Source organism: Cerasibacillus sp. JNUCC 74 (assembly GCF_053667775.1).
Genome location: NZ_CM132207.1, coordinates 3,414,406 through 3,439,301, shown reverse-complemented (window position 1 = coordinate 3,439,301; position 24,896 = coordinate 3,414,406). Strand labels below are relative to the sequence as shown.

Sequence of the window (24,896 nt, the reverse complement as noted above, 5' to 3'; positions counted from 1 at the left end):
CATCACAAAGTCGGAAGAGAAAGCTCAAAAGTCGAAGTCAGACTATAACACAGGAAAGTTGGAATAGAATAGCAATTGTTTTTTTCAACTCATCTAATTCTATTTAAAACTCATCTGTTCTTAGAGAAAGTTAAGTTACTCGGTTGCACTTTGCGTTTAGGAAATGGATCAAGTAATCCCTCTCGAAAGTGAACTATTTCTCTAATTAGTCATAATCCGATCAATTATGGTAAATATCTTTCTTTTTTTATAGTAAGCCTTCTTGCTCGTAAAGAAAACTGTATGGAATATCAATAAAAATAAAAGTATTGTCAGAAATGGGATGAGAGTATGTGCGAATGCGCTCATCCTTCTCAATATCTGTATAAAGGTCAGATAGGATGCCTTTTTTTTCCATATTCATACGAACAACATTCTCGAAAAAATAGGGTCGCCAGCTCCAGTTTTTTTGTTTGCCTTCACGATCTAAATTCCAGTTTCCTTTTTCGTCTTTTTCTGCGTTTGCGGATAATTGAAAGCCTGCTTCATTACAGATGTAGACTCGAAAGCAAAAGGAGTCACAATCTTTAGCAACAGTAAGGATTGTTTTATCATAAGGTTCGTCAGGGTTAATATTTTTTAACGTTGTATTTAATTGTTGATTTATTTTTTCTGTTAAATCTAATTGTGCTTTCATTTTTTTTCGTTCAAATGTAGTGAAGTGTTGAAAGTCTTTTTTTACCTTGTCTTTACAACTATCAGCTGCTATAAAATGTTCGTGTGTCTCCTCTAAATAACTGCCTTGATAGTATCGACCGCCATTTCTCCACGCATAATTGAGCTGATGAAAAGAAGTAATCCCTTTAAATAATAATGTAGCTCCAATTTTGCGCGATAGCATCGATAATAAGTGATGCACATCTTGATATAATTGTGGCAGGTCATTATTCTGTAAAAAAGATACGTCTACCTTAATAATGTTTGGTTTGATTAAAGCTAATTTATCTAAATTACCATTACGTTGTCCCACATCATCAAGAGCGATTTGAATTCCAAATGTTTGTATATAAGCAAATAAATGTTTAAACGAAGATAGATGTTCACTGACGTATGCCTCGGAAAATTGTAAGACAAGCTTTTCTAGGCGCAAGCCTTGATCGGCATAAGTCTTCAATAAAGAAAGCATACTGTCTCCATCATCTTTTAAAAGTAATTTTGCGTCATAGTGAATAAATAAAAGTTGGGACTGATTGGTTTTCATATAACTGTCTAATACTTTATACAAAATAGTATGAATAAGCTCTAAACGAAAGTCACTTGGTATGTTTTCATCATTAAAAAACCATGAAAGACTATGTAATTCACCAGCATCATCTTGAAAGAATGGCTTTACTTCATGGCCAATGATTAATTGATTTTCTGCACTTACAATCGGATCGAAGTATGGAACGATCTGATCAAGCCTTATCATGATATCAAGTGGGTCCATACTAATCAACTCCATTACTATACTCTTTACTACAGTATAGCATGTAAGCAATTGATTTTTCTTCCAAAAACCAAATCAGAAGAATGTTAGTTTATTCAAATAATAAAGAAATACATATTATGGCTGAAATTATTTCTTTTTAGTTATAAAAGCTATTAATGATGTAAGAATGATTAACAGTTGAATGAATGTACTTGGATAGCCATGATTTTTAGGAAGCTAAAAGGAAAGATAACTAATGTTAACAACTAGGATTAATCTTAAGCATAGCTGGTCAGCACTTGCATGAAGAAAATATATGGGTGGATCGAATTAAAGATAAGCACTTGACTACAAGGAAGGCTATTCTAGAATGAATCATTCTCTTCTTTTCCGGATTAACTGCTTTAAACCATCCTCATGACCGATTTGTGATTAGTTACGTGGGGTGACAAACGAATCCCTGTTTCTTTTTGAGTAGACCATAACCAATAGATTTATGTAATTAGTAAAAGATGGGAACAAAATATATAAAAATAGTTGTTAATAATCCCCTGAAATGGTATAATACGCTCATTAATAGGAAGAATTTGTTAGTAAATGGGTATTTTTGCCGGTAATTGTACAGCACTTATGCCAATATCCGATAAGTGTTATCCGCTTAATAGGAAATGGCAATATGAATTATACGAATAAAGCTGAAGCCGCTAGAGTATAAGGTCAAAAATAAAAATGCACTTTTCAAGAGCTACAGTTAAAAAATTGCCAAAAAAGAGATAGAAATACTAGATGGACTCATTTGGCAAGTTATTTTAAAGTGTAAAAAAACTTTTTTGCTTTCACGACTTATTACTAGATGGACAATGTTACATAGGATCTCCTAAAAGTGGGGTTCTTCCAAAGCCAACAAGGCGACTGGCGAACCACAGTTTAGCAGGGGAAGACAAAAAGACTACTTTTTTCTCCCATCATAAACGGTCACTGATATGTTAATAAATAATGAATCAATGTGGTATAAATAGATAGGCGATAAAGCAGTCTACTTCATTTAAAATAATAACTATTAGCAAGAATTTGTCTTTGAATCCTTACTACAATTAAGGGATTAGTAAATAAATTCACATTTACTTGGTATATTTGAGGTAACTCCATTTTACCTCATAATATAAATAATATTGGCATTTAATAAGGTTATCCTTTGACAGTGTTATAGTTATCATCATGTATAGAACCCATTCACTTTAAAGTAAATGGGTTCTAATTAATTGGAGGGGAAATCTAGAAATATGATTAAATGTATAAATATATCTAAAAGTTATTCTAATAAAGTTATTATAAAGGATTCCACTTTTGAAATAAGAAATAATAAAATTTCTTTTTTAATGGGACCAAATGGGTCTGGAAAAACAACATTGATTAAATGCATGATGGATATGGAACAACATCAAGGTAATTTTCTTTTTCATGGAGAAAAAATAAACAAAGTAAGAAATGACTGTTTAGTACTTTGGGATGATTGCCCTTTTTATACAAATTTAAGTGGTCTTAAGAACCTTGTCCTTTTTGGAGAAAGTAACAAAGAACAACAACAAATTGAAAAGATTGCATCTAAATTCTTAAATCGCGAAATATTAAGGAATAAAGTAAAAACGTATTCTTACGGTCAACGAAAAAAATTGGCATTAGCCCTTGTTGAAATTTTAGAACCAAAGTATTTGATCATGGATGAAATTTCGAATGGGTTAGACTATGAGATGATAAGAAAAACGCAACATTTTATTAAAGATTGGTCGAAACAAATGACTATCTTATTGACAGGGCATCAATTTAGCTTTTACAACGAAATAATAGATGACGTATTTATATTTAAAAACAACAGAATTCTATTATTAAAAGAAAATTTTCGTCACAGTGAATTAAAACTGGAGGATATATATGATGATGAAATTCTTTAATCAAGAGATACGGTATGGAATTTATTCCAAAGTATATTATGTAATGATATTATTTCTTATTTTATTGTTTAGTTTAATCTTATTCTTAAATTATGCCACAGTCATGGATACATATAATGATTTTCAGAGTACCGTAAAATATTATGAGAAAAACAACTTAGATATTGAAGAAGATCTAGCTGGAGAATATGAGTTTGAAAAGACTGAAACAGGTGCAGTGATAACTAATCCTATTCTATATGATAAAGAAACGGTTAGTAGGTATCTTTATACTGCAAGTCCAAAATATACATTATCACAACTTTTAGAATCAGCCATTCTCTATTTTCCTGTGGTATTTGGAACTTTAGGTTTGTTGGTTGCAATCACTGATTTTCGATACAAAACGATTAAAATTAAAACAGTAAGGGGTAATAAAGTAAAATTCGGAATTGCTAAACAACTTTCACTGGCGATAAGCGGATTTATTATTATGGTTATATCTTTAATTGTGTCTTACCTCTTAAGTTTTCTTTTCTATAACAAGATATCAGCTTCCATTCCGATATCCGAATTTGATTTGAGTTTACCATTTATGAATTCGAGTTCACCTATATTTTTAAAATTTATGTTCGCATATGCCATTTCTTTAATTTTCATGGTAGTAGGATATACTTTAGGGATCGTATTTAAAAACATGTATATAGGTATCGTTTTGATCATTGTCTATATGTTTCTTTTACCTAATTTAGGAGTTTTTGATTTAAAGAATTCCCTATATTATATTGGAAAAAAACTATTTGATTACCAAGGTGTAGTATCTGTGGAACATCCTAAAGATGGTACTACATGGATAACTTCAATGATTGTTTTGCTTGGTGTTTTGATGATATCATTTATAATAAATATGTTTATTATAAAAAAACGGAGCTCTTTTGAAAATTAATATAAATTAGAATGAGATTAAAGCTAGCATATACTGGATGATGTACACATATTACCGAACTAGTGCTTTTCAAAAATCAATCATTTCCATTAAATATTAAGCTAACTTATACAGAAAATAATATAAAAAGGGCTTTGGGATAGCCCTTTTTTGTTCGGCTTTTTCCGTTAGAGCTTGCCTAAACTTGACGGATGTTTTGATCGGGTAACTTCATACAAACACGATTGTTCTTTCCATCAGCTTGCTTCATCTTTTTTTGTAGAGGGTATATAATGTGGAGTGTTGTTATCCCGCATCTAAGGTGCCGTAAGACTCCCACTTCAAGAGCCTTGAAGTGATACAAAAGGGTCTAAGTGGGAGAAAACGGCACCTAAATGCCCGATTCGTTCAAACTAACATTCAGTAGGAGATGGAAGAAAACTCCTACTGAATGAAGTTTCACTTTATATCAAAGGCTGTACCTTCTAAAAATTATCGACGAAGCTAAAGAGTTGGGGAAATGTTACATTGCAGGATTCTTATCGTGCTCGAATCAGTTAATTTAGTTGTTTGTTGTGTAATCGAAGAGAGAGGGCCCCTTACTGCTCGACAGCATGTCAATCACAAGACGTAACAGATAAGGGAGACATATCGGGAGGTACTGGAGCAATTGTGATGTTTGCCTTTGTACTATTCATCCGTAGCAAAGAAGAAAAAACTTACGGAACCTATGGAAAGCATAAGTTTATCTTAAATAATGATTTTAATAAATAAAGTAGATTATATAGAATCAAATTAGAATTAGTGCCGATCACAGGCGGAGTAGCTTTATATAGAATGCTAGATTTATTTTTTTGTAATAAATGTTTTTGCAGAAGGAGCTTCATATGTAAAGAACTTTGTCAATAACCCTGAAGCATCATTATCGATTAAGACCATATCTCTGTGTTTTTGCTCCATAAATTGTTCATTTGTCATATGCTGATATAAAGAAACCAAAGGATCATAATAGTGATTAATATTTAGCAGTCCGCATGGCTTACGATGTAAACCGATTTGCGCCCATGTGAATACTTCAAAATATTCCTCCAACGTGCCCGGACCCCCAGGTAAGGCAATGAATCCGTCGGCTAAAGATGCCATTTTCATTTTTCGTTCATGCATGGATTCTACAATGATAAGTTCAGTTAAATAAGGGTGAGAAAGCTCTTTATCTTGCAAAAATTTTGGCATAACACCGATTACTTTACCACCGTATTCAAGCACTGTATCAGCAATAGCCCCCATTATACCAACACGTGCACCTCCATAAACTAGGGTAATTTTTTGCTTAGCTAACTCCGTCCCAATCTGTTTAGCACCTTGAATATAAGCGGAAGAGGCTCCATCTCGTGATCCGCAAAAAACAGCAATGCTTTTCATTACACATTCCTCCTTAAATTTACTTCTATCTAAGTATATAAAAGCTAGGATTATTTGTTAACTGAATAAGCTTTGTTCAATGTTAAGAAAACATATAATTTCGTAGGTTTGAATCCAATTTGTTCGTATATCGTAATTAACTAATTATTGTTTTAACACCAGCCTAATCTTCTTGAAGAACAGAATATTATGTAAATGCAGTTGTATATCTAATTCTGCGATTTTAGGCCGATATAATAAGTAATAGTATTGGAAAAAGAGAAAGGGATGACCAAATGGAAAAAGTTATGAATTTTAAGTACTTAAAAAGTAAACTATATGTCAGCTTTATGGTCATTATCGCTGCAATCTGTATACTAGGTATTTATTATTTTATAGTAAATCAACAGACGAGTCAGCGTATTGAAAAGATAATTAACGAGGATTTAACAATTGTTCATTTAGAGGAGAAATTAAATACTAACTTTGCTGAGCAAACAGGGGTAACTAGAGCATACTTACTATATGGGCAAGTAGAATATAAAGAAAAATACGATCAGATACAAACGGAAAATGAAACGTTAATGAAGGAGTTAGGCAATTTAAACCAATTGAAAACAATGGAGGAATTCACAGCTAAAACCAAACAATGGGAAGAGGCGTTGCAAGAAGTTTTCCGTTTACATGATAGTGAAAAGCTAAAAGAAGCAAAGGAACTGCTAAGTAACCAAGTTGAACCTATGCAGCTCGAACTTCAATCTGATTTGCAGCAAGCTTTAGCAGCAGGTAAAGAGGAAATTTCTAAAGATGGAAAATCGATTATTACGAGCAGTAAAACAACCTCATTATGGGGATTGGCAATTACTATTGCTGTAGCATTGATTGGTATAGGGATTGCTTTTATGACAGTCAAACTTATTTCTAACCCTATTACACTTGTATTAAAACGTTTACGGCAATATGCTCATGGTGATTTGCAGCATGAGTCGTTAACAACAAATTTACGAGATGAGTTAGGACAATTGATTCAGATAACGAATGAAATAAGTGAAGATAGAAATAAACTGATCCATAAAGTGGAGACGGTTTCTCAAACAGTTAGTAATCATAGCAGATTATTTGCCAATTCTGCCAATGAAGTAAGAGATGGCTCAGAACAGATAGCAACAACCATGCAGGAACTGGCTGCAGGATCAGAAACACAAGCTAACACCGCTAGTGATTTAGCAATGAATATGGAAGGATTTGTTACAAAGGTTAATGAAACCAATGATAATGGTAAGATCATTGAACAAGCTTCACATGAAATTTTAACCATGACGAAAGAAGGTGACAAAATGATGAAGTCTTCTTCAGAACAAATGAAACAAATCGATTACATTGTAAAAAGTGCAGTGGATAGAGTGAAAGATTTGGATGAACAATCGCAAGAAATAAACAGTCTTGTTAATGTGGTTAAAGATATTTCTGAACAGACCAATTTATTAGCGCTAAACGCAGCCATTGAAGCGGCTCGTGCAGGGGAACATGGTAAGGGATTTGCTGTCGTCGCTGATGAAGTAAGAAAACTAGCTGAACAAGTAAGCGATTCCGTGACTGATATTACTAAAATTGTTTCTCATATTCAACAAAATTCCGTCTCCATCACAGAAGCGTTGCAAAGCAGCTATACAGAAGTAGAGGCTGGAACAGCGCAAATTAATACGACCCAAGAAACGTTTAATGGCATTTCTATGTTTGTAACAGAAATGGTGCAGATTATAAAAACAATGGCAACTAATTTGGAGGAAATGAAAGCGAATAGTAGTACGATGAATGAAGCTATTCAAGATATTGCCTCTATTACCGAAGAGTCGTCGGCGGGGATTGAACAGACAGCTGCAGCTGCTCAACAGTCAAGTGGTGCAATGGGAGAGATGGTAGATAATGCAAAGCAATTATTAAAACTTGCTGATGAGTTAAATGACGTAGCCAAAGAATTTCAGTTAAAGTAGAAGCGTAAAGGCTGACCCAAAACCACTAACAAGTGGTTTTAAGGTCAACCTTTTTTGTTTTCCTATTAAAGGGAAATCGGTCTTAATTATATATCTGAAGTGCGACAGCCAATTAATAGGAATGATTTTTTGAAACGATCATATTTCATGCATGGAAGATACATGTTTCAAATAATGTTAAATGGATATTGGAGAATGAATAGAGCCTAATCATGTGGCGTACGTTGTATATGAAATGGTGGATATACGCCTAATCACCACTGTAGGAAGCATTATCCTGTTAGCGATCGAAGCAGTTACCTTCTTTAAGATTAAAAAAATTATTATGCTTATACTCAGGCGGATGGATCATGCTAATAATATTATCCGACAATTGTTCTTATAAAAGATAATCGTTAATCGTAATTTATGTTGAGTAAAACAAGATTTAATATCAATTAAGATCTTATTTTGTCAAACTTTCGCGCATACGATCCGCAGATTCTTTTAAATTCTCCCAATTGTTCTTAGCAGTGTTTAATTTATTTTCTATAAATGTAAGCCTTTCTGGATTAATAGAATCTATATTTCTTAGTATTATTCTATAGTTTGACGCTATGGTATACCAGTGAGTCGATATATTATGAAGTGAAGTAATTGCACTATCGATTATTTCCGACATCCTAGTAAAATTATTCTTTATATCTGTTAAAACAGTTACTTCTTTTTCTATTCCAGAAATTCTTTGTTTTAACTGTTCTATGTTAGAATAAGCATTATCTTGCATAGATTTACCTTCATGTATCATTGGAATGCCTGCAGCCATGCCAACCAAAGATGCACAGAGCAAACTCCCACTTACAATTAACCCTTCACCTAATTTTATTTCTTCATAATATCGCTCGATTTCTTTTTTTAAAAGTGGAACACCAGCATTTGTACTTGTTATAATGGAAGTTAATTGATTGAAATTACTTTTGAAATTATTTGTATCTCTAGTCAAATCGTCTCGAAATGAGATAAGTTTTCTGGATAAATTATCTACTTGTTCCTTATTATCTAAAATTTCATTATATAGCAGAGACAATTCGGACTTAAAGTTTTCTATATTTTTTCCTCTTAAAGCAGTTGTTAAATTATTGTAATGGGATTGAAACGTTTCATTATAACCTACAATATTTTGACTAGTTGTTGTAAGTAACGGCTTAATATTAACTAACCATTCTCGTCCGTTCATTTTAGAATTTACTTGATCAGAATAGAGTTTATCTTTTAATTCCCTATCTATTAGAGCAATATTCTTTAAATCGGGTACATTTTGCGCGAACATTTTCATAGCGTGTGAATTTAGGATATATGCATTGGACGTTAATATGGTTAATTCATCTGCTAATTTGCCAGGTCCAAAGTCATACTCGTCTTCTTGTTGTATGGAAACGTCAGCAAAAGTTTGTTGAGGTGCTATGTGACTAGTTATAATTCCAACGGCTATTAAGGATAATATCATTTTTTTTAACCATTCTTTACGCATCGTGTTCACCTGCTCCTCTTAAAAATTATCTGTCTCCTATGATGTTAGAAGCCCCTTACTAATGAATCTAGAAGAGGCTCCTAACAAACAGTCACGTGTTTTTTAGAATTTGTTTAGCATGTTATCATTTTACATATCGTTTGGTATACAACTAAAACAGCCGGTACATTATAACTCTTTCTCTGCAAGTCGAATATCCCTTAAATACAGCTCTTTAGCATATTCTCTAATATCTGCCCACTGATCCTTTGCTGTGGATAGATTATCATTAATAAACGTTAGTTTTTCTGGATTTACCCTCTGAACAGCTTTTGCCAGATTAGTGTATTTAGATTTCATGATACCCCACTGATTTGAAATATTTTCTAGGGATATAATGGCCTCATTAATTGTTTCACTCAAATAATTTAATTGAGACTCAATAGCAGACAACAGAACAACTTGCGTCTCGCTCTGTGATAGTTTTGCTGTTAGCCTTTTAATCTCTGCAGTAGATGTATCAAGCCCTTCCTTTCCTTTTACTACAAGAGCAATACCTGTTGAAGCCGCTCCAACTCCAACAGTGATTAAAGCTACACCTGTTTTTGTTCCTGCGCCAGTCCAAATAATAAATGATCCGCCTGCAACGGCTGCTGGCCCTAAAGCAATACCAAGTGAACCTCCAATTATCATGGCATTATAGTCATTGATTAGCTCGTTATGTGTGTCTATTTGTTTTTTCAACAAAGGGATACCTGCATTTTCACTTGCTATAATAGACGTAATTGTATTTGAATGTGTTTTAAAATTCTGGGTATCAGTGGTTAATTTATTCCTAAAATTCTTCAAATCGTTTACTAGTATGTCTACTTCATCTTTATTACTTTCAATGGATTGAGTTAATACCAGAAGTCCCTCACTTAATTTGTCTTTCGCTTTTTGAGCTTCGTTTTGCTTCCTTTCTTGAGTTGATAAGTCTTGAGCTTCTTGAGCTTCTTTCCCGGCTCTTACCGCTGTATCTGCCGCATTTTTTAATGCACTATAATAATTCTGAAATTCTATGTCATAACTTATGATATTTTCATTCGTTTGAATCAATTGTGGTTTTAATTCATCTAACCATGTTTTGGCGTTTTCCTTTGCAAGTTGTTGTTGACTAACTATTGTCTGTTGTAAAGCATCATCAATTAAGGTTATTCCGTTAAAATTAACATTAGGTTGTTTAAGAAGTGTTAAAGCGTACAAATCCATTCCTAAGACATTAGAACCAGTTTTTTGGATAGCTTCTATTATACCTTCTGGTCCTAAATTATACTCTGCATATTGTTCAGCCAAATCTGCTACATTTTCATAACTAGAAGTTGGCGTTGGATTTTCTGCAGCGAACGTACGTGCAGGAAAGATGTTAGCTGTTAAAACTGTTGCTATTAATGTTGATATGGCAATTGTTTTAAAAGGTTTTCTGGTCATGTTGGGTTTCCTCCCTTTATATTTTAAATGGTTTCATTAGTTTACATTGACGTTTAAAACGACATCTTGGAATTGCCGAGTTTGCTTATTAATCTCATCAATTAGTTGTTTGAGGTTTTCTAACTGCTTTTGCAATGTTTTTGCATCTGTATTATCTTCTTTAATATTTGTTAAAATTTTCACTATGGTAGTATTTAAAACTTCCCAATCATCTTTTACATATCCTAAAATAGTAGCTTGTCGTTCGATCATCTCTGTAAACCCATTCACTTGATCTTCTATAAAGGTAAGATTCGTGATATTTATTTCCTGTTCTGATAATTGTTGGATAAGCGGTTTTAATTCATTTATTTTGTTCTGAATTGTAATCGCTGATTGTTGAATTTGATTATTTGATAGACTGAAAATTTTGTCAACAAGCCCTCCTACTGCTTCATAGTCTATCGTATTATCATTGATTCCTGTTGTAACTATGTCCGTAGTTAATTTTGAAATTTCAAGGGACTGTTTAGTAACTTCACTAGGATTATTTGAGATTTTAATAAGCTCCTGTTGTATGTCATGAAGAATGTTTTTCACCTCTGTTCGTAAATGACCGACTTCTCCATTTGATCCTTGTAATCGATCAATTGTTTGTTCCACTCGTTCAGAGAGGTTACTACTATCTTGAGCTAACAGTTCTTTATAACGATTGTAATTTCTTGAAACAATCGCCATATCTTCATGAACCATTTGTGCTTCTCCCAGTATTTCTTCAAAAGCTTCTATCAATGATTCTTTTGCTTCTGTGTCATCTATTTCTGTTGCTAAATCATATATTGTATTGTAATAACTATTAAATAATATACTAAATGCTCTTGTATTTTCATTTAATTCCAATAATTTTGGGTTATAATTATCTAGCCATTCTTTAACCCGGTTTTTAATAATATATTGCTGATTTGTTAAACTGCTATTATTATTTATTTTTACATTTGGCTGTTGCAAAATAACCAACCCATAGGCTTTTAATAGTGGAACTTGTTTGCCTAACTCACTTATAGAATTAAATGATGTGTTTATCCTTCCTGTATTTTCCTCTATACCTAAAGACCGTATTTGTAAAGTGTTGTCCTCAGCTCTAGCTACTTGAGGTATCAATGTACTGGTAGATAACGCTGTAACCACTAAGCCTGCGACTATTACTTTCTTCATATACCTTCCTCCTAATATTCCGTTATTAATTAAATAATTCGTTACAACATAAAATCAAATAGCTTGTTCGTATTAAAATACTACGGTTGTACGGTAGAACGTTCTGTACTTAAATTTGTGTTACTAATTCTATCTTACCTTACTAGTCACATACCTAAATACATGTCACTATTTCGAATAATTAGAAAAGTAAACCATCACCTCTTTCTAAGATTAAAATTATGCAGTAATTGTTGAATAGAAGTAAAGATCTTATAACAAAAACATATACCAATCTTGAAAATTATCAGAATATTTTAGGCGAAATAAGATGGTAGATCATTCATGAATTCATACCTTCAAATGCCGTTTACTATTCGCTAATTACTACAAGCTCATTAAATCACAATAAGTAAATTTATGTCAATAATTTATGAAGTTTTTTCCAAAACGTTCAAAAAAAAGTCAAATACGAATGTGCAGAATAATTAAATTGTACTCTTCGATCTTCGATGGATATTATAAAATATAGTAAATAAAAGGGATTTACGATTAAAATTTTTCCCTCTTTCCAAGTAAAAAACCCTCTGATTGAGATGTTTCCTTTATAGTAGACAAGAATAAGAGAGCATACTAATCTGTCTACTATAAAGGGTCATCATGATGAGAGGTTGAATTGTTGCGATATATTTTAGTCAAAACCCATTGAATGAATCCGCCTATACTTAATCCGATTGGCAAATATAGGATTGGTAGCCACATGGGTCCAATTAAATAGCCAAAGATTTTTATCCTTGCTGAGAAAATTAGTCCTATTGTTACAAAATATGCAGAAAATACCAATGGGAGATAAGCGAACGGCTTCTTTCCGCCACCTGCATCCCTGTACGCATCCCAAATTGCAAAAAAATATAAACAAGGATAAAACATAAGCCAAAGGTAATTTGTTGCTTCAATTGCTTCTTCAATTTTAAATTGAAAACTGTATATAATGATCTGGTTAAAGTTTCCCAACACGTTAATAATAAATTCTAATCCAACTAGTAAAAAACCCTTTACATATTTCTGATTCAACAGTTGCCCAAACCCCGGCAAAGCAATGCTCCATAGTACTGCCTCTAACTTTCTACTTTTTTCCGTTAGCTTTGTCTCCATATGTCAACCTATTTTGCTAAGTCTTTTCTGTCAGCTGCCATTGGCGCCTGTTCAAGCCAACCATTGTTAATCAGGATTTTATAGCCTTCGTTCGCATACTTGCCAACCTCAGCCATCAAACGGGAATATTGGACATTTAAATCATGACGAGGACTGGTAGATAAGGAAACTCCATAATGTCCCATACTGGAAGCAATCAAGTTTGCAACAAAGGTTACCATTAGTCGATCAGAAAAGGGAGCTATCTTTGAATTGGTAACTTCCGAGGTCAATAAAATAGCGCCATCTGATAAAAAGTCTTCATGTAAAATGGAAGTAAATATTTCAAGGTGTTTACCAGATATGTCTCTGCCTTTTTCGAAAAAATGTCGAACTTCTTCTGATTTCGCTACTTGACTAAATCCGGTAATAACAGCATGTCCTAACGCGTTTCGTTTAGAATGGAACACCAGATTAGTAATTTCAATTCCTAATAAAGGTCTACGATTTCCTAACCAACCGGAAATATAACGTTGATCTTTTACAAATTCTACGTTTTCCTGATTAGGGACTCGTGGTGAACGGATATAAATACCTTTCTTTTTTTCCAAGTCTTTTGCTTGTTTGTTTAGCTCTATGGCAGCTTTGATGTTAGCTGCATAATAATCGCTTATCTCCTTATGGTCTGCAACAGAAAAGGCCAAGCTATAAGTACTCATCATAAAATAAGTCATATTGAAGATGTATTCTAAATAGAGATGATCAGAAAATAGTCGAGGAGCGTTGAAATTAACGTCCTTTTCAGTAAAAGCATGAGGAACTTGATAATTTGCCTTTTCAAAAATTTTCTGTATATGGGTCAAGTTTTTTTCAATAAGTTTTAGTGAATCTTCAAGGATAGGTTTAATTTCTTTATCTTCTACATGCTGTAAAAAAAAGGTGATTCCTAATTTTGCTATTGTTTCACTTTGATACGTATCCCATAATGGGGAAATATCGGATGAAGTAAGGGCAATTGAGTAATTATTTTCCATTTTCATAGCTCCTTTCAAAATGTGATGCCCGTCTTTAAAGTATATTTATACCGCATTTAGGTAGTGGAAGACTCCATCTTCAAGAGAATACAAGAAATCGAAGGTGATGCCTGCACTTAAATACCCGTTTTGTTCAGAAACACCGGAAGCGGTACATCGCACGACGAAAGAGTGCTTTCCTTTTTCAAGGACAAGAAAGGCTCTTGATAGACATCGCACGACGAAAAAGTGCTTTCCTTTTTCTAGGACATAGTATGCTTTTTACAGCTATACACCGTACGTAGAAAAAGCGTTTTTCTTTTTCAAGGACAAGAAGGACTACGATAGCGATACATCGCGGTTTTTCAAGGACAAGAAGTTTCTTCTTCATTGGACTTCGCGGGTTTTTCAAGGACAAAAAGACTCGTTGATGACATACCGTGATTTAGCAAGGACGTCTGCGATGTTGTTCTTATTCCATCTTATCAACGGAATAAGAACAACAATGCTGATTGAAGCTTCACTTTATTTCAAGCGCTACTGTTATACATACCTAATCGTTAAGAATGTTTGCGATCTTTACATCGACTAACTTATTGACGCTATATGGAGCAGAAGCTTTTGGTTTGATGTCGGAAAAATGTACACATATAAGGAAAGTTAACTAGACGCTTCCTCCTTATTTTTTAAGTTTTTGATGGATTAAAATTTTTTTATATTTTGTAGTTTAAGCCGAAAAAAAATTCTTATACAAAAAGGTGAGTGTATAATGTATTGATTTAATGGGCAAAAGAAGAGGGAAGATACTCCATATGTAGGAGGTGATTCCATTTGGCTAGACGAATATTTCAGCGGAAAACGAAGGGGAATAGTCAGAAAACTATTAAGAACGTTGATAATATAACATTATCTTTAAAAGAGAATCTGGATACAATAAAAGAATTGCTGGACTCACCAATGGATTTAGTCATACGAAAAATGTATTTAGCTGACCGTCCATGTGCGATTGTTTACATAGATGGGTTAACCAATAAAACGGAAATTGAAGAAAATGTGCTGAAAAATCTTGAGGAAATTAAGGATGAAAAGAAACTTACTGAAAAAAATCAGGAAAATCTTTTAGCGATTATTCATCAAGAATTAATAAGTATTTCTGACATTAAAAATGTAGCTAGCATGGATGATTTAATGCTTGATCTGCTCTCAGGAAGCTCCGTTTTTTTATTGGAACAGGTAGATCGCGCTTTAATAATGGATACGAAAGATTGGGAAAGCAGGGCAATTGAGGAACCCATATCAGAATCCCTTATCCGTGGTTCTCGAGAAGGTTTTGTGGAAAATTTAAGCACAAATATGGTACTCATTCGGCGACAAATTCGCGATCCTAATTTGCGATTTAAAGTTCATCAAATTGGTAGAAGATCGAAGAAAAATTTAGTAGTAGCGTATATTGCAGATATTATTCATCCAGATGTACTAAAAGAAGTTGAGCGCAGGTTGAAATCGATTGATATGGATGACGCTTTAGAATCAGGCTATATTGAACAATGGGTAGAAGATAGTTTTTTGTCACCATTTCCACAAATGGAAAATAGTGAGCGTCCTGATAAAGCAGCTATCGCTTTGACGCAAGGAAAGTTTGTTATTTTGTTAGATGGAACACCATTCATTTTAATCGCACCTTCCACGATAGGCAGTACATTTCAATCTCCTGAGGATTATTATGAAAGATGGATAATTGGAACATTAATTAGATTCCTGCGTTATTTTGCGGCCTTTATTACGATGTTTTTGCCAGCGTTATATATAGCTTTGATATCTTATCATCAAGGTATGATTCCTTCGCAAATAGCTTTCTCAATTGCAGCTACCAGACAAGGTGTACCATTTCCTGCTTTTGTTGAAGCATTACTGATGGGGATTACGATGGAGTTATTACGGGAAGCCGGTGCACGATTACCTAAAACGATTGGTCAAACGATTGGGATAGTTGGTGGTCTAGTCATTGGTGAAGCTGCTGTATCAGCAGGGATTGTTAGTCCGATTATGGTTATTGTTGTAGCATTAACGGCGGTAGCATCCTTTACCATTCCCATTTATAGTATAGCCATTTCGTTTCGCCTCATCCGTTTTGCTTTTATGATAGCGGCGGCTATGTTTGGTCTTTACGGAATTATTCTTGTCTATATCATGATTAACATCCATATTGTAAATTTAAAAAGTTTTGGTGTACCTTATTCAGCTCCGTATGCTCCAACTTTTGTAAAGGATTGGAGGGATCTTGTTTTACGTCTGCCAATACCTTTATTGACAAAAAGACCGGAATACTTGCAGCCAGCGGATAAAACAGCTGCTGATAAAAGGGGAGAACAGATTTGAAGTCGTTTGAATATGCTGATGAAACAATTAGTGATAAAGAATTAATGATTGCTGTCCCCTCTATTATAATTGGGGTAGGGATCCTTACATTACCAAAGGATCTTGCTGAGGACACCATTGCTGCTGATGGCTGGTTAGCTATCTTTATTACTGGGCTTTTCTTTATTGGCTATGCTTGGTTACTGACCAAACTTGCTTCGCTGTTCCCCCATCAATCATTTATTAGCTTTGCATCATCCTTAGTAACAAAACCAATAGCGATCGTGTTCACTTTCTTGCTCGCCTTGGAAGGTATTTTTATTGGTGGGTTTGTTATTCGTGCTATCTCTGATATTGCAAAGGAATATTTGTTTGATCGTACGCCAGTTGAAGTTATTTCCTTAACCTTTTTACTTGTTGTCGTCTATGCGATATCTGGATCAAGAGCAGGATTGTTTCGAATAAATATGATGTTTTTTCCAATTATTATTTGGATTATCCTGATCGTTGGTATTTTTTCAATTAATTTTATTGATGTGACCAATTTTTTACCGGTACTTCAAACGGATGTTTCAGGGTTTGTTCATTCAACAAAAACTAGTCTGTTCGCCTATTCAGGCCCATTTATATTACTGCTTTATACATCATTGGTACGCACTCCGAAAAACGCGCCAAAAAAAGCGGCTTATGGGATGGCATTTGTTCCTCTGATGTACATATTTATTTATTTCATGTGTGTTGGTGTGTTCGGATATACAGCAACAGCGAATGTAAACTATCCGATTATTGAATTGGCAAAAGAAATTGAAATACCTGGAGGCTTTTTTGAACGGTTTGATTCGATTTTTTTTGTAATTTGGATTATGGCAATTTTTAATACAATTACGATGGCGCTGGATGCTTCCGTTTTTGCACTTGAATCGATTTTTAAGCTAAAAAAAATGCAATTACTTTATATCCTATCGCCACTTGTATTTTTAATTGGTATGTTACCTGCGGATATTCTTGCTGTAGAGCAATTTAGTGAATTTGTCAGTATCTACGGATTAATTATAAAAACGTTAATCATTTTAGTTCTTTTGTTCATGGTAAAAATAAAAAAAACGACTAAAAAAGATAAAACAAAAAAGTAGTTTTATCCCGCATGTAAGGTGCCGTAAAGAGAAAAGAGAGAAGTTTTTAAAATGTAGAAAACGGCACCTAAATGCCCGATTGGTTCAACTAACATTTCTTGGTAAAAGCTCTAAGAAATGAAGTTTCACTTTATCCCGCATGTAAGGTGCCGTAAAGAGAAAAGAGAGAAGTTTTTAAAATGTAGAAAACGGCACCTAAATGCCCGATTGGTTCAACTAACATTTCTTGGTAAAAGCTCTAAGAAATGAAGTTTCACTTTATCCCGCATGTAAGGTGCCGTAAAGAGAAAAGAGAGAAGTTTTTAAAATGTAGAAAACGGCACCTAAATGCCCGATTGGTTCAACTAACATTTCTTGGTAAAAGCTCTAAGAAATGAAGTTTCACTTTATCCCGCATGTAAGGTGCCGTAAAGAGAAAAGAGAGAAGTTTTTAAAATGTAGAAAACGGCACCTAAATGCCCGATTGGTTCAACTAACATTTCTTGGTAAAAGCTCTAAGAAATGAAGTTTCACTTTATCCCGCATGTAAGGTGCCGTAAAGAGAAAAGAGAGAAGTTTTTAAAATGGAGAAAACGGCACCTAAATGCCCGATTGGTTCAACTGACATTTCTTGGGAAAAGAAATCAAAGAAATGAAGTTTCACTTTACCCCGCATGTAAGGTGCCGTAAGAGAAAAGAGAGAAGTTTTTAAATGGAGAAAACGGCACCTAAATGCCCGATTGGTTCAACTAACATTTCTTGGGGAAAGAAATCCAAGAAATAAAAATTCACTGTTTAATAAGATATATAAGAAGTTAACAAAATAACAGGAGAGAAATTGACTATGAAAGAATGGATTCAGCTACCGGATATAAGGACAATTATTTATATCATCCTAGCTTTTCTTATCCCCTATTTGATTTCCAAAATAAATATGAAAATGCGCAAATATGGTGATCCCCCATGGAAAAAAGAAGAGGAGCGTACTAAAAATTAGCGGGGTGTTATTGGCATTGTAATCTTTCAATGTTACACTTATGACAAAATAAAAAATGAGGTGTAGCAGTGAATATCAGAGAATATATTAATTATGATGCAACTGCTTTAGCTGATTTAATAAAACGGGGAGAAACGACGTCGAAAGAGGTTTTACTCGCAAGTTTAAAGCAGCTTGAAGCTGTTAACGCAACCTTAAATGCTGTGATCTTTGAGCGGAAGGAAAAAGTATTAAATGAGGTTGAGCAAAACGAACATGCTGATAGCCCATTTGCAGGTGTACCTGTATTGTTAAAAAATACAGGCCAGCGTTTAGCGGGAGAAAAAAACACATCCGGATCCAGGTTGTTACAAGATGTTGTTGCTGATCAAGATACGAACTTTGTACAGGTGTTTAAAGAGGCAGGATTTCAATTTATTGGGCATACGAATGCACCTGAATTTGGCTTAAAGAATATCACAGAGCCAGAACTTTATGATGCAACGAGAAATCCATGGAATAAACAGTACTCACCTGGTGGATCAAGTGGTGGTTCTGCAGCTGCTATTGCGGCTGGAATTGTTCCATTAGCTGGTGCTAGTGATGGTGGTGGGTCAATTCGTATTCCAGCTTCATTTACCAGCTTATTTGGGTTAAAACCAACGAGAGGAAGGACGCCTGTAGGTCCTGGAGCGGGGCGTCAATGGCATGGAGCAGCAATTGATTTTGTCCTCTCAAGAAGTGTAAGAGATAGTGCAGCTATGCTTGATTTACTCAAAACTTGCCAGCCAGAAGCTGCTTTTCAAGCACCTTTATTTTTAGAACACTATGTAGATTGGCTACAAAAACCATTTCAACAATCACTCCGTATTGCTTTTTCAACTGCTTCACCGGTAGATACACCGGTGTCAGAGGATGCAAAATCTGCTGTCATGAAAACGGTGAAATGGTTAGAAAACTGCGGACATCATGTGGAGGAAATAGAACCAAAAATTGATGGTAAGCAGTTAATGCGCAATTATTATTTAATGAATAGTGGAGAAATAGCTGCATTACTTACCCAATTAGAAAAATTAATTCAAAGAAAAATTACACAAAACGATGTCGAATTAGAAACATGGTTATTACATCTTGCTGGTCAATCTGTATCTGCAGCTGAATTCTCTACAAGTCTTACTGCTTGGGATATTGCGGCTGAGCAAATGGCTGACTTTCACCAAACGTACGATTTCTATATTACACCTGCTACTGCCTACACAGCTCCAAAAGTAGGGGAATTATCATGGAGTAGCGAAGAGAAAAAACGAATGATAGTAGAAATGGAAAAAGCAGATCCAGTTGAACAGCAAGAATTAATATATGATATGTTTTTACCAAGCTTAACGTATACGCCATTTACACAACTTGCTAATTTAACCGGTCAGCCTGCCATGTCTTTACCTGTTCATCTTTCAAAAGTAGGATTACCATTAGGAGTGCAGGTGATGGCAAATAAAGGGGAAGAACACCGCTTATTCCAATTAGCATACCAGATAGAACAGTCTGACTTGTGGATAGGGATGAATGGAAACCCATATTTTCAAAATAAAGAAGGTTTATTTGTTTATACTATAGGAAACTAAAAAATTTTAGGGTTTATCCCGCATGTAAGGTGCCGTAAGATTCCTACTTCAAGAGCCTTTAGTTGATACAAAGGGTCAAAGTGGGAGAAAACAGCACTTAAATGCCCGATTGGTTCAAGGGCCTTTGGGTCATACCCTTGTGGTACTAACATTCAGTAGGAGAGGGAAGAAAACTCCTACTGAATGAAGTTTCACTTTATCGTATAAGAAAAACGACAGCTTTTCGCTAAAGACTTGGCGACACGCCAAGTTTTTCTAAACAGCATACCTGCATCTGCGTCGGCTTTCTAAAGGAGAAGAACCGGCATTTAAAGGTGTGCTGTACGATTCCTATTTCGATTGATAAGAAAATACGAAGGAAGTTTAAACAAGGGATAATGGCACTTAAATACTCGATTCGCTTGGGCCAACAGGACAGGGAGGACTACAACAGCGATACATCGCGTTTTTTCAAGGACAGAGTGCTATGGCAGCAATACACCGCAATTTTTTCAAGGACGTTGCTATTTTAGTCTTTCATCTACGCTTTTTAGAGAAAAACGACCACTGAATGCTGCTCCATTTTATTTGCAATTCTAAAGACAAGAAATCTCACGCAGAAGTACAACTGGATTGTATCATGGGAAATTCTACACCTTATTTACTATTAATGAAGCTTTCCAACTTGTATGAGGAAATAGGTAATAGTTCTTCTAATCATAAAAGTTAATGTAATGAATTCAAAGACCCGTGGGGATTTGAATTATCCTAAGGTTCAAGTTAGGTTCGTTACTGCTATAGTTTAATAAAAAACGTCTGAATTTTAAGAGGTGAACGAGTTTCTGATAAACATAGTTTAACTTCAAACTAAATGTTTTAATTTTGTTAATAAAAACACTAATTATTTAATTTTATTTCCTATTTTCAACGATGGATAATATATATATAATGGGTAGTATGCGCTTCCAATTTGAATATAGTTTTCAAAATATTTTACATTTGTGCCTTAATAGGAAAGGGGAGAAAGTATGCGTAAAAAGAAGGGGATCTTTCAACGTTCATTGGATGGAGTGGAGATAGTTGGTAATAAATTGCCTCACCCTGTCTCATTATTCGCAATATTAGCTCTATTGGTATTGCTTTTATCTGCTGCTTTATCACCACTTGGAATTAGTGTGGAACATCCGGGTGAAGAGGGTGAAATGGTAGAAATAAAAAATTTATTAAATGGAGAAGGAATAAACTATATTTTTACTAGCATGACAGATAATTTTATTGGCTTTGCGCCACTAGGGGTTGTTCTACTCACCATGCTCGGAATTGGAGTTGCTGAACGAGCGGGATTAATTAGCGCTTTACTTCGTGGTTTCGTAATAGCTGTTCCTAACCGTTTTATAACATTAGGACTAGTATTTGCAGGAATTATGTCTAGTGTAGCTTCTGATGCTGGTTATGTTGTACTTCCACCGCTTGGTGCTTTAATATTTGCTGCTGTGGGTCGACATCCTCTAGCTGGACTGGCTGCTGCCTTTGCCGGTGTTTCTGGCGGATTTAGTGCGAACCTGCTGCTATCAGGAACAGATGCATTGCTAGGGGAATTGACGATTGCTGGAGCTGCCATTATTGACCCTACTTATGCAGAAGGTATGAATATTTCAATGAACTGGTGGTTTATCGCTGCATCGGTATTTTTGCTAACATTTATTGGCGCATGGGTAACAGAACGAATTGTTGAGCCTCGTCTTGGGGATTATAGAGGTGAATATCGTGAAAAGTTAGAGAAGTTAACTAAATTGGAAAAGAAAGGCTTGATATGGGCTAGTATTTCAATCGTCATATCCCTCATTTTAGTTTCCTTGCTTGTACTTCCTGAAGGTGCACCTATGCGAGGAACAGGAGAGCAACCAATTATTCAATCACCATTTATGAGTTCACTCGTACCGGTTATTGCTATTTTGTTTTTTATTCCGGGTCTTGTTTACGGAATAGTGACAAAGACTATAAAAAATGATAAGGATGTTGCTTATCAGCTTTCCGATACGATGGCATCCATGGGTATGTTTATCGTACTGGCATTTACTGCAGGACAATTCGTCGCCTATTTTAATGAATCAAATATGGGGCTGGTACTGGGAGTTTACGGAGCTGAGTTTCTCCAAACGATTAATTTAACGGGTATTCCGTTAGTAATTATTTTTATTCTTTTAGCTGCTTTTATCAATATATTTATTGGTAGTGCATCAGCCAAATGGGCCATGATGGCACCGGTGTTTGTGCCGATTATGATGCAATTAGGTTATTCGCCTGAATTAACACAAATGGCTTATCGAATAGCAGATTCTTCCACGAATATTATTTCTCCATTAATGACTTACTTTGCGATTATCATCGCTTTTGCACAGAAATATGATAAAAAGATGGGGATAGGTACTTTAGTATCGACGATGATACCATATTCGCTCTTCTTCTTAGTTGGGTGGACGCTGATGCTTGTTATTTGGATGGTATTAGGTATTGAGTTAGGACCGAATGCACCAATATTATATAAGTAAGTGTTAAAAAAGTAGTATCATCCATGCAAGTTTAGCAGGATGATGCTTTTTTTTTGAGTATTTAGGGAACGATATCGCTTTACATGGTGTGTATTTTTAAAAGTAGTGTCGTTGTCTGGTTTAGACGCTTGTGCTGCTAGCAAACTTCGCTTTTCTTCCGATAAGTCAACATCGGTTTGAATCGAAAGGAAAGGGCGACTAAAAACGGGCCTTGCCGCTCAGGCGTCGGCATACCTCTGTTTTAGAGGCATGTTTCCCTTTATCCCGAATATAAGGTTCCGTACTTTTCTCATTTCAAAAAAGAGCTAATGATGTTGCAAACATGATGAGAAAAACGGATCCTAAATCCCCGATTCGTTCAAAGGCCTTTAGGTCATACCCTTGCGGTACTAACATTCAAGGAGAAAAGCACTCCTTGAATGAAGTTTCACTTTATCCCGGATGTAAGGTTCCGTACTTTTCTCATTTCAAAAAAGAGCTAATGATGTTACGAACATAATGAGAAAAACGGATCCTAAATCCCCGATTCGTTCAAAGGCCTTTAGGTCATACCCTTGCGGTACTAACATTCAAGGAGAAAAGCACTCCTTGAATGAAGTTTCACTTTATCCCGGATGTAAGGTTCCGTACTTTTCTCATTTCAAAAAAGAGCTAATGATGTTACGAACATAATGAGAAAAACGGATCCTAAATCCCCGATTCGTTCAACTAACATTCAAGGAGAAAAGCACTCCTTGAATGAAGTTTCACTTTATCCCATTAAAGATATCTTGATTGTAAATTCACTTTTAATCTGTAATAGGAAAGGATAAAATTTTCTGTTCTACTATAGGAAGTATAAAATCTTAGGATTTATCGTATAAGAAAAACTATAGCTTTCGCTAAAACTTGCAACAAGCCAAGTTTTTCTAAAGAAGGGAAGGATGATCTGGACCAGCTTTTCACCTGTGTAAGATAAACACGAGCTAATTTTTCTCTTGTTCAAGATCGTAGTACAAGAAATGGCTTTTAAAAAATTAACCCTTCTCATGTTGTTCATTCTCCCAAACTTCTGGATTAATGAGGTTTTTCGGCTTTTTTCCAGCCAGCCCGGCTAATAAGTTTTCGGCAGCCAGCTTCGACATATGCAGTTCGGTTTCATACGTTGAAGACCCCATATGCGGTAGAGTAACAACATTGTTCATCCTCAATAACGGATTATCAGGATCAATTGGTTCTTTTTCAAATACATCAAGTCCAGCACCTGCTATCGTTCCTTCGGTTAAAGCATCAATTAAATCCTGTTCTATAATTGTTTGTCCACGTGATGCATTAATAAATATTGCCGACTTTTTCATACGTGCAAATTCCTTTTTTCCAATCATCCGCTCTGTTTCCTTTGTTAATGGGGTGATAAGGCAAACAAAATCAGATACGCTTAATAGTTCTTCTAAACTTAGATGAACAGCGGAAAAGTCTTTCTCTGCTTGTGGCTTTTTAGTCCGGCTATGATAAACGATATTCATATGAAAGCCAGCATATGCGCGTTGAGCGATAGCAGAGCCAATTCGTCCCATACCAATGATGCCGAGTGTTTTGTGGTGGACATCTACTCCGTAATAGGTACTATCTACTAACTCTACCCATTTTCCTGCTTTCACAAATCGATCTAATTCTGGTATTCTTCTGGCAGTTGATAAAATTAATCCGAATACCAAATCCGCTACCGTATCTGTTAAAACTCCCGGAGTATTCGTTGCCATAATTTTTCGTTTCGTCAATTCATCAATCGGTAAATTATTATATCCAACCGAAACATTGCTAATAATTTTTAAATGAGGTGCTTGATCTAGTAATGGTTTATCGACTTCCAAACCAAGACCAATAATACCATCTGCCTGGTGTAAAAATTGCAGAAAATCGGGATCTGTTTTTGGATTAATATTTTTAAAAAAACGCACATCGTGTGCTCGATTTAACTGCTCCAGTACGGGATCTTCTACTCGCTCGTACGCCAAAATTTTCATGGATTGCACGCTCCTTACTTTTTAGGGTCTCCTGTCTTGCTCAAAAAATATAGAAATATATCCCATCCTTGCTTATTCTCTTGTCACTTGTTATGTATGACAGATATTTTTTGTAAATTAAATGTATTCCCAACATAGACACTAACATATGTAAAAGTCAAGTAAGATGATACGTATGAAGAAGGTCTTTCTAAGACGGATAATGAAGTCCATTCCTTATTTGCTCTTTCAAAGTTTTATATTTTATCCCGCATATAAGGTGCCGTAAAATTACAACTTATGAGAATTCGGAGAAGTTAAAATTGTAGAAA

16 protein-coding genes are annotated in these 24,896 nt (G+C 34.8%); 8 read left to right on the top strand and 8 right to left on the bottom strand.

The window, feature by feature from the left end; translation table 11 throughout:
- Positions 1 to 247 precede the first annotated feature (247 nt).
- Positions 248 to 1,483, bottom strand: a complete 1,236-nt coding sequence (locus JNUCC74_RS15295; RefSeq protein WP_454066014.1) for an EAL-associated domain-containing protein — start codon at positions 1,481 to 1,483, stop codon at positions 248 to 250.
- A gap of 1,250 nt (positions 1,484 to 2,733) precedes the next feature.
- Between JNUCC74_RS15295 and JNUCC74_RS15290 the strand changes: the two genes are divergently transcribed.
- On the top strand, positions 2,734 to 3,402 hold the full coding sequence (locus JNUCC74_RS15290) for an ATP-binding cassette domain-containing protein (RefSeq protein ID WP_454066013.1): 669 nt from the start codon (positions 2,734 to 2,736) through the stop codon (positions 3,400 to 3,402).
- A complete protein-coding gene (locus JNUCC74_RS15285; protein WP_454066012.1) occupies positions 3,383 to 4,327 on the top strand; it encodes a hypothetical protein in 945 nt (314 codons plus the stop codon). Before JNUCC74_RS15290 ends, JNUCC74_RS15285 begins: the two co-directional genes overlap by 20 nt.
- Before the next feature lie 825 nt (positions 4,328 to 5,152).
- Here the strand turns inward: JNUCC74_RS15285 and JNUCC74_RS15280 are convergent.
- Positions 5,153 to 5,728: an LOG family protein gene (locus tag JNUCC74_RS15280; protein ID WP_454066011.1), complete on the bottom strand. Its 576-nt coding sequence runs from the start codon at positions 5,726 to 5,728 to the stop codon at positions 5,153 to 5,155.
- A gap of 275 nt (positions 5,729 to 6,003) precedes the next feature.
- Here JNUCC74_RS15280 and JNUCC74_RS15275 point away from each other — a divergent pair, with 275 nt between their 5' ends.
- Positions 6,004 to 7,701 (top strand): methyl-accepting chemotaxis protein, encoded by a 1,698-nt coding sequence (locus tag JNUCC74_RS15275; RefSeq protein WP_454066010.1) that lies wholly within the window; start codon positions 6,004 to 6,006, stop codon positions 7,699 to 7,701.
- A gap of 445 nt (positions 7,702 to 8,146) precedes the next feature.
- On the opposite strand, the gene nheC is transcribed toward JNUCC74_RS15275, so the two are convergent.
- The 5 genes from nheC to JNUCC74_RS15250 all read right to left on the bottom strand — a co-directional run bounded on the left by nheC (position 8,147) and on the right by JNUCC74_RS15250 (position 14,001).
- Complete coding sequence (nheC, locus tag JNUCC74_RS15270; protein WP_454066009.1) at positions 8,147 to 9,211, bottom strand: non-hemolytic enterotoxin subunit C; 1,065 nt, start codon at positions 9,209 to 9,211, stop codon at positions 8,147 to 8,149.
- Between the two features lie 168 nt (positions 9,212 to 9,379).
- A complete protein-coding gene (gene nheB / locus JNUCC74_RS15265; RefSeq protein ID WP_454066008.1) occupies positions 9,380 to 10,660 on the bottom strand; it encodes a non-hemolytic enterotoxin subunit B in 1,281 nt (426 codons plus the stop codon).
- Between the two features lie 36 nt (positions 10,661 to 10,696).
- Complete coding sequence (gene nheA / locus JNUCC74_RS15260) at positions 10,697 to 11,854, bottom strand: non-hemolytic enterotoxin subunit A (RefSeq protein ID WP_454066007.1); 1,158 nt, start codon at positions 11,852 to 11,854, stop codon at positions 10,697 to 10,699.
- Positions 11,855 to 12,478: 624 nt separating this feature from the next.
- Positions 12,479 to 12,988, bottom strand: coding sequence for a hypothetical protein (locus JNUCC74_RS15255; RefSeq protein WP_454066006.1), 510 nt, complete (start codon positions 12,986 to 12,988; stop codon positions 12,479 to 12,481).
- Positions 12,989 to 12,996: 8 nt separating this feature from the next.
- Positions 12,997 to 14,001 (bottom strand): DUF3231 family protein, encoded by a 1,005-nt coding sequence (locus tag JNUCC74_RS15250; RefSeq protein ID WP_454066005.1) that lies wholly within the window; start codon positions 13,999 to 14,001, stop codon positions 12,997 to 12,999.
- Between the two features lie 810 nt (positions 14,002 to 14,811).
- On the opposite strand from JNUCC74_RS15250, the gene JNUCC74_RS15245 reads away from it, so the two are divergent.
- The 5 genes from JNUCC74_RS15245 (at position 14,812) to JNUCC74_RS15225 (ending at position 22,579) form a co-directional block, all read left to right on the top strand.
- Entirely contained in the window at positions 14,812 to 16,359 is a 1,548-nt protein-coding gene (locus tag JNUCC74_RS15245; RefSeq protein WP_454066004.1) for a spore germination protein, read from the top strand.
- Positions 16,356 to 17,471 carry a GerAB/ArcD/ProY family transporter gene (locus JNUCC74_RS15240; RefSeq protein WP_454066003.1) on the top strand — a complete coding sequence of 372 codons (1,116 nt, stop codon included), beginning with the start codon at positions 16,356 to 16,358 and terminating at the stop codon, positions 17,469 to 17,471. The genes JNUCC74_RS15245 and JNUCC74_RS15240 overlap by 4 nt, the downstream gene beginning before the upstream one ends.
- 823 nt (positions 17,472 to 18,294) lie before the next feature.
- Complete coding sequence (locus JNUCC74_RS15235; protein WP_454066002.1) at positions 18,295 to 18,447, top strand: hypothetical protein; 153 nt, start codon at positions 18,295 to 18,297, stop codon at positions 18,445 to 18,447.
- Between the two features lie 68 nt (positions 18,448 to 18,515).
- Positions 18,516 to 20,048 (top strand): amidase family protein, encoded by a 1,533-nt coding sequence (locus tag JNUCC74_RS15230; protein ID WP_454066001.1) that lies wholly within the window; start codon positions 18,516 to 18,518, stop codon positions 20,046 to 20,048.
- Between the two features lie 1,007 nt (positions 20,049 to 21,055).
- Positions 21,056 to 22,579 (top strand): AbgT family transporter, encoded by a 1,524-nt coding sequence (locus JNUCC74_RS15225; protein ID WP_454066000.1) that lies wholly within the window; start codon positions 21,056 to 21,058, stop codon positions 22,577 to 22,579.
- 1,016 nt (positions 22,580 to 23,595) lie between these two features.
- On the opposite strand, the gene JNUCC74_RS15220 is transcribed toward JNUCC74_RS15225, so the two are convergent.
- Positions 23,596 to 24,585, bottom strand: a complete 990-nt coding sequence (locus JNUCC74_RS15220; RefSeq protein ID WP_454065999.1) for a 2-hydroxyacid dehydrogenase — start codon at positions 24,583 to 24,585, stop codon at positions 23,596 to 23,598.
- Positions 24,586 to 24,896: the final 311 nt, after the last annotated feature.